Source organism: Candidatus Mancarchaeum acidiphilum (assembly GCF_002214165.1).
Lineage (GTDB): Archaea > Micrarchaeota > Micrarchaeia > Micrarchaeales > Micrarchaeaceae > Mancarchaeum > Mancarchaeum acidiphilum.
On the sequence record NZ_CP019964.1, the window covers coordinates 638,959 to 651,190 of the forward strand.

Sequence of the window (12,232 nt, forward strand, 5' to 3'; positions counted from 1 at the left end):
TAAATATTAAGTTTGTTTGTATTCGTTGATTGGCTATCAATAATTCGTCATTATCCTAACTTCATAAGGGAGAAGCCGGTCATGCCTTGGCATGCATCGGCTCCAAGTAAGTTGCCAAAGGATACTCCAAAAAATGCGTTATCTCCTTGTTGTCCTTTACAATTGGCGAATCGCTGAACTTCTCCAAGTATGCCCAGTAAGGGGAGAATATGAAATTTGCATCTTCCAAGCTGAAATCCATCCTGTTGCCCTGGCACAGATCGTATAGCTTGTCGGCAAAAATCTCTGCGGTGTTCTTTCCCACGGGATTCCCAGATTCAAGCACCATCATTTTATCGTCGTACAATGTCCATACTCCTTTGTACATAGATGTAAATTCAACGTCTGAATTGACATAATCAAGCCTAAGGGTGTAGCCATTGTTGAAAATGAAATCCACAAACTTGTGCGCAAGCGCACTTTTTACCCCTTTTGCTATGTAAACATCTGCCTTGAAGCCCTCGGAAAAAAATCTTCCTCCCATGCTGACCACTTCGTGTAGTCCGGTAGGCAGAGATTCGTGGTATCCTTGGTTAACCGCATAACTCGTGCATGAATCTAGGCTTATTTTATCTGCAAGTGCCCCTTTCAGGTATATTTCAAAAGGGTGTATCCAATCAAGGAAAATTCCTCCATTGCCAAGGCCAAAAAGCCATGCAGCCCTTCTGCTATCCTCTTCATTCTCGTTTTCAAAGAATACACTCCTGCTGCTGATTACCTTGCCGTATTTGGTTGTATATTTTTCCAGCAGCAAGCTTAGGTTCAATGTTAGTATCTTGTACGCATAATGAAGATGCAAGTAGAACTTGCCTTCCAAATTGTTGGATTTTATATATTCAATTACGTGTTGGTAATCTTCTGCGTTTGTTGCTATGGCCTTCTCTACGGCTACCTTCTTGCCATGAGAAAGTGCATCTATTATGTGTGCGGCATGAAACTCATTAGGGTCTGATACATATACAACATCTGCTCCTTCAAAGAAATCATCAGGCAATGGCGCATTGGGAGTCACTGAATAATACCTGCTTTCATCTATCCCCAAGCTTGAAAGGAATTCCTTCTTCTTCTCGTATCTGCTCAAGCCGGAGATTTTATAGAGTTCAATCCCCTGCTTCTTCTGTAGAGATGGATAAAGGCGTGAAAACCAGTGCCCGTCGCCTATTGACGCGATTCTATATGCCATGCTTGTCATGCCTTTTTGAATCCGTGCTGTCCAAATTCATTTCTAAGGCCTGCAAGAACCCTCTTCCCCATCCGATAATCCTGGCGTGACTCGTACCTTTCGTACAGCGCATTGGTTATCGCATTGAATGGAACGGAGAACTCCGCTGCAGTCTGGACTGCCCATCTTCCTTCTCCTGTATCCTCTACAAACGGGGAGATCTCTTTGAGCTTCTCGTCTTTTGATAGCATATTCAAGGTCAAGTCCATAAGGTAGCCTCTTATTACCGATCCGTGTGTCCAAACCTCGGATATATCTTTGAGGTTCACCGAATCCTTGTAAGGTCCGCTGCTTATCAAATCAATCCCTTCCGCAATAGATTCCATCATTCCATATTCTATGGCATTGTGAACCATCTTTACAAAATGCCCTGACCCAGCTGGCCCAATGTATTTGTACCCATCTGGAACACTAACGTCCTTGAATAATCCTGCGAGTTTGTCAAAGGTATTCTTTTCCCCTCCGACCATTATTGACATCCCATTGCGCGCACCTGAAGGGCCTCCGCTGCATCCTGCATCTACATACTCTACCCCTTTTGACTTAAACATATTATATAGTTCCATAGAGTTCTTGTAGAAAGCATTAGAACCATCTACGACTATATCCCCCTCATGGAGTTCTGGGAGGATCTTCCTTGAGAATTCGTTTGTTATTTCGCCTGCTGGAAGCATAAGCCATACTATCCTGTTCCCCTTTACCATATTAAGCAATTTTATTGGGTCATCTGAAACCACTGCACCTTTAGCTTCAACCTCCTTCCTTGGCTCTTCAGACCTGTTGTATGCATATACTTTGTACCCTTTTGAAAGCATATTCAATACCGCATTCTTGCCCATCTTTCCCAAACCCAAAAACACTATCTCTTTATCTGACATATTATCTACCTAAACCAATGGCTTTTGAGACGCAGAAGAAGCCGGATTCTACTGCATCAACCAGTTTAAGCTGGGACCGCATAATAATTAATAACTTTTTGATATTTGGGTTTACTGTAATCTATTTTTGGCAGGCGGTCCTTAAAATTTAATGGAGAATGACAAAATATTTATATGAACGCTTGGCATATTTGATTGAATCTTGGTAAATATGATATTGGAATCTGCTGGAAAGCACATTACTATGAAGCCACTTGAGTACAAAGACGCAATTGATATTAGCGTCTTGGGCAGCGACCTGGAGATTGCCAGGGTTACCGCGGAGCCGGGAAAGTTTCCATATCCCTATACAATACCAAATGCTGTTTCCTTCATAGCCTATTCAATAAACATGATGCAGTCCAAATCGGAATTGAACTTTGGGATCCACGACAGCAAGGGCGCATTGATGGGCGTGTTTGGGATATTTAACTTGAATTACTTCACAAGAAAATGTGAGATTGGATTCTGGTTGGGAAAGAAGTTCTGGAGGAAAGGATTTGGCTCTGAAGGAGTAATGATGCTGATAAAGTTTTCATTTGAAAACCTTGGGATGAACAAGGTCTATGCAAAGGCATTCTCTGACAATTTGAAAGGTTCAGGTCTGCTTGAAAAGCTTGGATTTGGGTTGGAAGGCGAGCTGAAGGACGAAATCAGATATGGTAAAAAGTATAAAAATGTTCTCATCTATAGTATCTTGCGCAAGGACTACTTAAAGATTTATAAAAATTACGAGATGAATATTTCTTAAATGGGTGCTTTGGTGTATTTCAAAAAGGCTACTATCAAAAAATTATTTAAAGATGCTGGGGCTAGCAGGGTTAGCAATAAGGCACTTCTTTTATTCCAAGATATGATTGAAAAACAGGCTTATAAGACTGCGGTTAAATCAGTCAACCTTTCAAAGCACGCAAAGAGGAAAACGGTTGAGGAATCTGATATAAAGCTTGCTGCCTCATCCGATTGATGTAAAGATAAGTTTAAAGATTTTTGTTTCCCTAAGTTGGTGATGATTATGGGCAACGCAGATTTCAAGAGTGTATTTGCCATGGTTCTTATTCTTGTCATAGCCTCGGCCAACATCGTAAACTCTTCTGTTGCTAATGAGCAGACAACAGTCCCACTTGTATACAGGGCTATAGTCGGCATAATACTAATAATCATAATTATAGTGGCATTGTTGAAGTTCGTAAAGTACGCGATAACCGGCATATTGGTATTCGTGATACTTGTGATACTGCTTTCCACTGCATATTATTTCTTCAAAACTGGGGCATTCAGCATCTCATACAGCTTAAGGTTCCTTTCGGACATATACAACTTCTTTGTCCAAAATGGGATATCTCATTATGTCTCCAATACTATTGTTAACCATACCGCAAATACCAGCACTGCTGTGCATAATTCAACGATTTCTAATTCTACTGCCAATTCGACCAAATGAAGCCTAAAAATTTTTAATACTTTAAAAACAATCCATGATGTGTGGCAAGTGGGCAGCTTACCGAAAGGAGGAAGCTCTCCCCATGCTAAGATGATCAAAATAAGCTTAAGGCTTGATTCGGAACAGAAACGGCACCTTGAATCCTGAGAATGCGATGACACTACGAGCTTGGAGGAGGGGATGAAACGGCCGATGTGACCATCGATGTGCATGCAAGGTTTTAAACCGCTTAGTCGAATGCTGCCAAAAACAGAAGGGAGGCTACAACTTGCCACACTCTAATACTATATTGGCGAGGGCGGGATTTGGACCCACGACCTCTAGATTTCTCGTCATCGCTATAAAAGCTCATCACTCATAATGCTATGCATATGAGTCTAGCGCTCTAACCAGGCTGAGCTACCTCGCCATCTTTTAAGGTTAATATGCAGAATAAACAAATAAGTTTAAGGCAGAATATAATATAAAACTTATCCTTTATACTGCACTTATTTATATCAATAATTATTTAAAATGACAGGGTGTAAACCAAATCGACATTGATAATTTGGTTTTATAAGAATGCAAGATGCTATTACAAACTATAAAATTTCATATTTCTGTAGAGCTTTCTAGTTAATAAAATAAATGGCTTGTTTAAAAAGATATTTAAACTGTCTTTCATAAATTTACTTGTGAGTATATGGTACCTGATCTTCGTGAATCTTTGAGTATACTAGATAATAAAAAGGAAGTACTGCATGTTGACCAAAAAATAGATATCAACGATGTAGGCAAAGTATTGATGAAAGCTTATCATGATCCAAAGCAGCCTGTAATTGTTATGAACAATGTAGGGGATAGCAAAATGCCTGTAGTTGCAAACTTGTTCACTTCAAGAGAAAAAGCTGCAATATATTTTGGCACGACTGAGGATAAGCTTTTTGATAAATTAAACCATGGATTGGCAAACCCTATTAAGCCAAAAGTGATAGAAAATCCTGAATGCCAAGAAGAGGTAATAACAACTAATATAGATTTAGAAAAGCTCCCTATACCAAAATATAGCCCTGATGATGGAGGCAGATATATAACTCCTGGAATAACCATAAGCAAAGATCCTGAGACTGGTGCTTATGATATGGGCCATTACAGATATGAACTGCTTGGTGGAAACAAGCTCTCATTCCTTGCACAATCTTTCCACAGGTTTGGTATAAATATACAGAAGGCAAAGGCAAAAGGATTGAAATGTGAGGCAGCAATAATCCTTGGATATGAGCCAGCACTTGGTTTTGCAGCACAGGCAAAAAGCAGCAACCCTGATGATTACGAGGTTGCAGGAGGACTTTACGGAGAGCCTTTGCAGCTTGCAAAAGCAAAAACAATAGATCTTTTAGTTCCTGCAAGAGCTGAAATGGTTCTCGAACTTGAAATTGATTACAATACCCTGGTAAACGAAGGACCCTTGGGTGAATATACTGGTTATTATACACCAGCAAGCCAAAAGCCTGTAGCTATAGTAAAGGCGATTACACAGAGAAAGAATCCTATGATGCAGGCATTGCTTACAGGAAAACCCTCACCAATTACAGAGAATCATGTATTGAAGCAGATACCTTTTGAAGCTGTTATGTTGGGAGATCTTAAATCAAAGTTCCCGACAGTTACAGATTTGACTATACCACCTTTTGGCGGTGTTCAGGCTGCTGTGATATTTTCAATGAAGCCACAATTTGCAGGGCAGGCTAAAGAAGCGATCCTCCATGTACTTGGCTCATTCGTTGCTCCCAAATATGCAATTGCTGTTGATCCCGATATTAACGTACACGACATGGATGATGTAATGTGGGCACTTTCTTTCAGAGTAAAGGCGGATAGGGATATTTTCACTATACCCGATACACAAAGGGTGCCATTAGATCCTTCATCACATGAAGGGAGATCCGAGGCACAGACGGATACCAAGACTGCAGTGGGTGTAGATGCAACTATACCTGTAGGGATAAAGTATCCAGAAGTTGCAGATGTTCCTGGATGGAAGGATTTTGATGTTCCGGGACTTGACGTTGGAGAGGGAAAATAATATTAATTGGTTGATAATATGGGATCATTGATTATTGGAGCAGTAACGCTGATTATACCTTTAGTGGCTTTGTTCATATCTTTCATGTTTGCAAAGCTTGATGCGTTGAAATCGGCATTTGTTGGATTTATAGTTGAACTTGCAATGGTAGTGCTTTTCTATCCATCTGCAAGGATTGTCGATGCATCAATATGGGGTACTTTTGAGACTTATTCCATATTCGGAGTTATATGGACAGGCATGATATTTGGTATCATGTACCGTGAAACCGGCCTTTTAAGGAGACTTTTGGACGTATTGCACAGTGTTATACACAGCGGCTGGGGATTAGTTGCCGCTCTTGGGGGAGTAATACAAGGTATATTAGGTGCATTCAACGGTTTTGCGGTGTACCCAATTGCAATACCTGGCATAAAGGAACTTGGATATGAACCATGGCGTTCCGCAACAGGTTATCTTGTACTTGCATCATGGACAATACCATTGGTCAGCCTTTGGATAGCAGGTTCACTTGCAAGTGCCGCATCCCATATCCCTGTTCCAACAATGGCACCATTTGTTGGAATGATAACAATACCGTTGATCTTCATCGCAGTGTTTGGAGGGATGAAGATACTTAATGAAAAATTCAATAAGGAAAACCTTACTATTGCAGCTTTGTACATTATAAGCGGCATTGTAAGCATTATAGTATTCGCGATACTTATACCAAGTGCATACTTGCTTACATTGATAGCTTCGGGATTTCTTACCTTGATACTATTCGTCCTGTATTCAAAGCATTTGAAGCAAGATTCAACAGATATACAGAAATTCAGCTTGTCTGGTATACTTAAACCATTCGGGCCGATAATAGTTGGGATAGTACTTATATTACTTTGGACATATCCACTTGCAGGTTTGGTTGCAAAGGCAAATTACGTGCTTAAACTATGGACTTATGCACCGGTTTCAATTAACCTTCTTACGACACCTGCATTCTTCATATTCGTGGTTGCATTGAGCACTTATATGTTCAAGATAAAGCCTGATGAGAATAAGGGAAAGCAGAAGCCAGCAACTCCAGTAACAAAGCCACTTGGAGTCTGGAGTTCGTTGGTGAAGGGCAGCAGGATGTCAGGAAATTCGCTGCTTACGACATTTTTAGGTGCAACATTTGCAGGTGTAGCAATAGCGAGTGGTCAAGTCGCTGCTATAACAAAACTTATGGCAGAAGCAGGAAGCTTGTTCTACCCTATAGTGCTTAATATTTTCTCTTGGGGAACTGGAATAGTGTTTGCAACAGGAACAGTTGCGGCATTCCTTATAAGTGCACCCCAGGTTGCGGTTGCTAGTGCACTTACATTGCCTGTAGGATTATTGCTTGGAGTTGTGGTTATTATGACAATGGGTCCTGCAAATCCATTAAAACCTTCCTTGATAGCTTACACTGCAACATTGGCAGGGGCGCCTTCAAAGGACCAGTCGAAGATATTTAACAACGCATTGGTTTGGATGGCAATAGAGCTTGTGGTTGCACTTATCACAACATTTGTGATAACGTATTTGGTTATTTAATTTTTACTTTAGATTTTGTAAATTTTGAATATTAATTTAGTTTATTCTTCTGACTTTATGTATTTATTAGTAAATTTATATTTTAGGACCGGTTAAGATTAAAAGAAAAACTGGGTATTTTGATAATGCCCGAGAGTTGATATCATAGTATCGTTGATTATTGGTGCGATAACCTTAATAGTTCCTTTATTGGCTTTGTTCATATCTTTCATGTTTGCAAAGCTTGATGGACTTAAATCGGCATTTGTTGGATTTATAGTTGAACTTGCAATGATTGTCTTGTTTTACCCATCTGCAAGGATTGTCGATGCATCAATATGGGGTACTTTTGAGACTTATTCCATATTCGGAGTTATATGGACAGGCATGATATTTGGTATCATGTACCGTGAAACCGGCCTTTTAAGGAGACTTTTGGACGTATTGCACAGTGTTATACACAGCGGCTGGGGTCTCGTAGCATCTCTCGTTGGCGTAATACAGGGCATACTTGGTGCATTCAACGGTTTTGCAGTGTACCCAATTGCAATACCTGGCATAAAGGAACTTGGATATGAACCATGGCGTTCCGCAACAGGTTATCTTGTACTTGCATCATGGACAATACCATTGGTCAGCCTTTGGATAGCAGGTTCACTTGCAAGTGCCGCATCCCATATCCCTGTTCCAACAATGGCACCATTTGTTGGAATGATAACAATACCGTTGATCTTCATCGCAGTGTTTGGAGGGATGAAGATACTTAATATAAAATTTAATAGAGAAAATCTGACCGTTTCCGCCCTATATATTATAAGTGGCATAATAGGCATTGTAATATTTTCGATATTAATTCCAAGTGCATACTTGCTTACATTGATAGCTTCGGGATTTCTTACTCTGATACTATTCGTCCTGTATTCAAAGCATTTGAAGCAAGATTCGACAGGATTGCCCAAGATTAATCTTTCAGGCACACTTAAACCATTCGGGCCGATAATAGTTGGGATAGTACTTATATTGCTTTGGACATATCCACTTGCAGGTTTGGTTGCAAAGGCAAATTACGTGCTCAAACTATGGACTTATGCACCGGTTTCAATTAACCTTCTTACGACACCTGCATTCTTCATATTCGTGGTTGCATTGAGCACTTATATGTTCAAGATAAAGCCTGATGAGAATATAGATAGCAATAAGCCAGTAACAAAGCCACTTGGAGTCTGGAGTTCGTTGGTGAAGGGCAGCAGGATGTCAGGAACCGCCTTACTAACAACGCTTTTAGGCGCGTCATTTGCAGGTATGGCTATTATAAGCGGGCAGATTACTACAATAACTACATTAATGGTAAAGGCAGGAAGCTTGTTTTATCCTTTGTTGCTTAACGTTTTCGCATGGGGGACAGGGGTTGTGTTTGCAACAGGGACGATTGCAGCATTCCTTATAAGTGCACCTCAGGTTGCGGTTGCTACTGCACTTACATTGCCTGTAGGATTATTGCTTGGGATTGTGGTAGTCATGACTATGGGCCCAGCAGATCCTTTAAAGCCATCAGAGATAGTTTATGCGGCAACATTGGCAGGGGCGCCTTCAAAGGACCAGTCAAAGATATTCAATACCGCTTTAGGCTGGATGGCAATAGAACTTGTAGTTACACTCATAGTAACCCTAGCTTTGGCTGTTTTAGTTATTAAGTAGATTTATTATTTGTTGTTCAACCTGCCTGCAGCTTAATATAATGCCTTATTTTTATGGTTTAAGGTTCTTGCTTGGAAAAGTTTTAAGATATAAAAACCGAACAAAAACCTAACTCTTTCTTATTTGTATTTAAATTATATTTTCTCTAATTAGTTTAGGTGTTTTAAATGTCCAAAACCATGGAAACAAAAGATAAAATTTTGAAAAGCCTAAAGGTAAAGAAAAGAACTATAACAGAACTTAGCGAAGAGCTAGGATTATCGAAATCTACGGTCAGCCAACATCTATATGAGTTGATTGATTCAGGATTGATAGAAGAAGAGCCAAATGACCATTTTAAGAAGCTTAAATACTTCAGATTAAGGAGCAAAGAAGGCGTCAATGAGACTGCAGGTATGCGCATAAGGCTAATAGGGGCAGCAGTATTGATAGTTGCAGTGGTGTCCATTTTTGCAATAGTGTTAAGTGGAGGATCCCAAAACAATGCCAATGATACAATTGTGAAACCTTCCCTTGCCTGCCCTATGCTCCCATACTATAGCACAGCAAATTACAGTGATGTGGGCAATATAGTGCTTAATAATGCTGAAGGAAATCAATGCTTCCTTACTTATGTCAACACAAAATCTGATGTTATAGATGTAGGCAATGGGGTTCATTATAGCTCTTACGACGGGACACTTAGCGTTCCATCTGTCAATTATACATACAAAATGGGCCCGAAGCAGGTTCTTAATATAGAGAATGCTGCAGATGAGGGTAATTGCTGGGCGTATAAAACAATAGAGATGTTCAATATCACATATTCAGGAAATGCGACAAATTGCAAGAGTGAAATTATAAACTGAAACTGATGTTTTTGTTTTTTTTTTGTTTTTATAATATTTTGGCTATTTTTTGTTAATCTTTTGTTTAATCTAGAAATTGTATTTGAGGTTATTGGATTTTGCTAATAGGTAGGGTCTTTACAAAAATAGCTTCTGTAGGATTTAGAAATATCTTAAGGTTCGCTAAAGTGCGACCGTCGGGATTTGAACCCGAGTTTTTGGCTGTCTTTTGAACCTTCCTTTTTCAATGGAAGGCCAAAGTCCTACCAGGCTAGACTACGATCGCAAAATTCAGTTAAACTATCGAAACATTGCCAAGGATGTAATAATATTCTTAACTTATTCTATAAATACTTTTCGTTTTGGGCTGGTACTTATATAGTATCATAGACGTAGGTGTACAAATAAAAACCTATTAATATAAAAAGGGGTTCCCATACAAAAGTATTAATATTAGTATATTTAAATTTAATTGCTTGGAAAATATTTCAAGCGAAAAAAAGAAAGTGAATTGAATGAATGACGAAGGAAATGGAAATGGCTCATATGAAGGCCATGGTGGTTTTGGAAGGAGAAATGATAGATTTTCTGGAATGTCTTCGACACCAAAACCTGTAAAGGTAGGAGATGAAATTGACGTAAAGATAGAGGCAGTAGCATCCAAAGGTGACGGAATCGCCAAAAAGGATGGTTTTGTAATCTTTATAAAGGGTGCAAAAGAGGGAGAAGAGAAAAAGATAAGAATAACAGATGTAAAAGAAAGATTTGCAACTGGAGAAGTAATTTCCTGATTAGAATCTAATTAAGTTTGTTTCAGCCTGTTTTTGTCAGGTTGGTTTGTTTTTGCAGGGTTTTTATATTTTATATAACCTGCTCTTTTTATCTGTCTGTTTATAACTTTTTATCACTTAGAATTTCTTATTTCATCGGCAGCTATTATCAAAGCGGCAGGTCCAACCCTCTCCATATTCTTGTCTTTGCTGATTTCTATCGCTTTTATTATATAATCTACAGCTTGTTCTGCTAGAAGTTCGCTCAATGCTATACCTGCTGATTTATCTACAGGTTTACGATAGGGCATGGTGCTATTCAATATCTTCTCGAAATCCACTTTTCTTAGTGCAGTCAATACCCTGCCCTTAATTTCATTCCTGATAGGGCTTTCTATATTCAATCCATATTCTTGCGTATCGTTCTTAACCATCTATCACACCATATCATAGATAATTTGCAATTTTTGTTTATTTAAGCGTTTTGCGGAACTTTCTAACAATATATTATAATTTTGGCAGTTTGCGGCAATATACCTATTAACTATTATTATACATTGAAATCTTTTACCATGCAATTAAAAGGAAAAGAGGCTGTTTGAGGAATCTTTCAGGATTGTCTAGACAAATCCTGTACAATTTTATAATCATTTCCCCTCCAGCTTATTTTACTCATTGAACGTGCATACGCTAAATTGACAAGGTATATTATGTTTATGAACAAGAATATGAAAAGTGCATAAGCCTTATGCTTTGGTGCACGCATATAGGTCTTGATCTCCCCTATCGCAAAGGGGATAAGGAATATTAGGAACAAGTAACTTACGGATATGGAAAGGATTATTGAAGAGAAAAAAAGCAACTCTTGGCCCGAATAGAGAATTACCCCGTATTTGAAATTTGATTTTGACCCAAGCATTGTCAAAGCAGTCTGCCTGTTTGACCATTCCATAAAGGAATTGAATTTGTCATCAGTATTAACGGTCAGCCCAACATCTCCTATGTATACTAATTTTCCCTTCGATTTTGATTTTCTCGTTATGTAGATGTCATCAGATAGGGAATTGGAAAATTCGGACAGTGATTTGCTGTCCATCAATGAACTCCTAAATGCCAGTGATCCTCCCCACCCAAAAAGGGTAGTGTCGGATTCCATCATGCCGTTCCCAACAAAACTCCATACCATCTTTACTTTGGACCAAAATCCGCCCACTGGGTTGAAATATGGGTATGATGTTGTTGCTACAACATTACTTTCACTGAAGGGGGCAATCATTCGTTCCAGCCAATAATTTGTGAATTCCACGTCCGAATCCGCTATTGCATACACACTGTATTCAGGATATTTTTTTATTGCAGTTGATATTGCTTTTACCTTTCCGCTTCCCTTTCCAATGTCACTATCAGATACAATTAGGTTAAGTCCAAGTTCTTTTATTATAGGGACCGAGGGATCGTTTAAATCATCCACTACACATATTACACTGTAATTTTTGTAGGTTTGGGATTTTAATGATGACAAGTTTTTCTTTAATGTTAAGTCAACACCCCTGCATGGCGATATAACTAGCACCTTTTCTTTTTGATTCCCTTTATAGATCACTTCAGGCTGTTTCTTCTTGGCATATGGGTATATGGCGATTCCAAGCAGCCCTAAGAATACAAGAGACAAGAATGAGGTATAAGCAGTTAGCAGCCAATTTAAAGTCATCAG

At 39.1% G+C, this 12,232-nt stretch carries 12 protein-coding genes, 2 tRNA genes and 1 other RNA gene; 9 read left to right on the plus strand and 6 right to left on the minus strand.

The window, feature by feature from the left end; translation table 11 throughout:
- Positions 1-79 precede the first annotated feature (79 nt).
- Positions 80-1,222, minus strand: coding sequence for a Gfo/Idh/MocA family oxidoreductase (locus Mia14_RS03340; protein WP_157891449.1), 1,143 nt, complete (start codon positions 1,220-1,222; stop codon positions 80-82).
- Between the two features lie 5 nt (positions 1,223-1,227).
- On the minus strand, positions 1,228-2,139 hold the full coding sequence (gene gnd / locus Mia14_RS03345; protein WP_088820244.1) for a phosphogluconate dehydrogenase (NAD(+)-dependent, decarboxylating): 912 nt from the start codon (positions 2,137-2,139) through the stop codon (positions 1,228-1,230).
- A 211-nt stretch (positions 2,140-2,350) separates the two neighbouring features.
- Between gnd and Mia14_RS03350 the strand changes: the two genes are divergently transcribed.
- From Mia14_RS03350 to rnpB, 4 genes are all read left to right on the plus strand, one after another.
- On the plus strand, positions 2,351-2,929 hold the full coding sequence (locus Mia14_RS03350; protein WP_088820245.1) for a GNAT family N-acetyltransferase: 579 nt from the start codon (positions 2,351-2,353) through the stop codon (positions 2,927-2,929).
- Between the two features lie 12 nt (positions 2,930-2,941).
- Entirely contained in the window at positions 2,942-3,145 is a 204-nt protein-coding gene (locus Mia14_RS03355) for a histone family protein (RefSeq protein ID WP_157891450.1), read from the plus strand.
- 48 nt (positions 3,146-3,193) lie between these two features.
- The gene (locus tag Mia14_RS03360; RefSeq protein WP_088820247.1) at positions 3,194-3,622 is read left to right on the plus strand and encodes a hypothetical protein; all 429 of its coding nucleotides are present in this window, start codon (positions 3,194-3,196) and stop codon (positions 3,620-3,622) included.
- Between the two features lie 40 nt (positions 3,623-3,662).
- Positions 3,663-3,898, plus strand: an RNA gene (rnpB, locus tag Mia14_RS03365) — RNase P RNA component.
- A gap of 14 nt (positions 3,899-3,912) precedes the next feature.
- Here the strand turns inward: rnpB and Mia14_RS03370 are convergent.
- A tRNA-Met gene (locus Mia14_RS03370) sits at positions 3,913-4,031 on the minus strand.
- Between the two features lie 273 nt (positions 4,032-4,304).
- Here Mia14_RS03370 and Mia14_RS03375 point away from each other — a divergent pair.
- The 4 genes from Mia14_RS03375 to Mia14_RS03390 all read left to right on the plus strand — a co-directional run bounded on the left by Mia14_RS03375 (position 4,305) and on the right by Mia14_RS03390 (position 9,769).
- Complete coding sequence (locus Mia14_RS03375) at positions 4,305-5,687, plus strand: UbiD family decarboxylase (protein ID WP_088820248.1); 1,383 nt, start codon at positions 4,305-4,307, stop codon at positions 5,685-5,687.
- Positions 5,688-5,705: 18 nt separating this feature from the next.
- Entirely contained in the window at positions 5,706-7,244 is a 1,539-nt protein-coding gene (locus tag Mia14_RS03380) for an L-lactate permease (RefSeq protein ID WP_088820249.1), read from the plus strand.
- Between the two features lie 153 nt (positions 7,245-7,397).
- Positions 7,398-8,921 carry a hypothetical protein gene (locus Mia14_RS03385; RefSeq protein ID WP_124216894.1) on the plus strand — a complete coding sequence of 508 codons (1,524 nt, stop codon included), beginning with the start codon at positions 7,398-7,400 and terminating at the stop codon, positions 8,919-8,921.
- A gap of 167 nt (positions 8,922-9,088) precedes the next feature.
- Complete coding sequence (locus Mia14_RS03390) at positions 9,089-9,769, plus strand: winged helix-turn-helix domain-containing protein (RefSeq protein ID WP_088820251.1); 681 nt, start codon at positions 9,089-9,091, stop codon at positions 9,767-9,769.
- 168 nt (positions 9,770-9,937) lie between these two features.
- Here the strand turns inward: Mia14_RS03390 and Mia14_RS03395 are convergent.
- Positions 9,938-10,034, minus strand: a tRNA-Gly gene (locus Mia14_RS03395).
- Positions 10,035-10,263: 229 nt separating this feature from the next.
- Here Mia14_RS03395 and Mia14_RS03400 point away from each other — a divergent pair.
- Positions 10,264-10,539 (plus strand): TRAM domain-containing protein, encoded by a 276-nt coding sequence (locus tag Mia14_RS03400; RefSeq protein WP_088820252.1) that lies wholly within the window; start codon positions 10,264-10,266, stop codon positions 10,537-10,539.
- 113 nt (positions 10,540-10,652) lie between these two features.
- On the opposite strand, the gene Mia14_RS03405 is transcribed toward Mia14_RS03400, so the two are convergent.
- Entirely contained in the window at positions 10,653-10,952 is a 300-nt protein-coding gene (locus Mia14_RS03405) for a hypothetical protein (protein ID WP_088820253.1), read from the minus strand.
- A 176-nt stretch (positions 10,953-11,128) separates the two neighbouring features.
- Positions 11,129-12,229 (minus strand): glycosyltransferase family 2 protein, encoded by a 1,101-nt coding sequence (locus Mia14_RS03410; RefSeq protein ID WP_088820254.1) that lies wholly within the window; start codon positions 12,227-12,229, stop codon positions 11,129-11,131.
- Between the last annotated feature and the right edge of the window lie 3 nt (positions 12,230-12,232).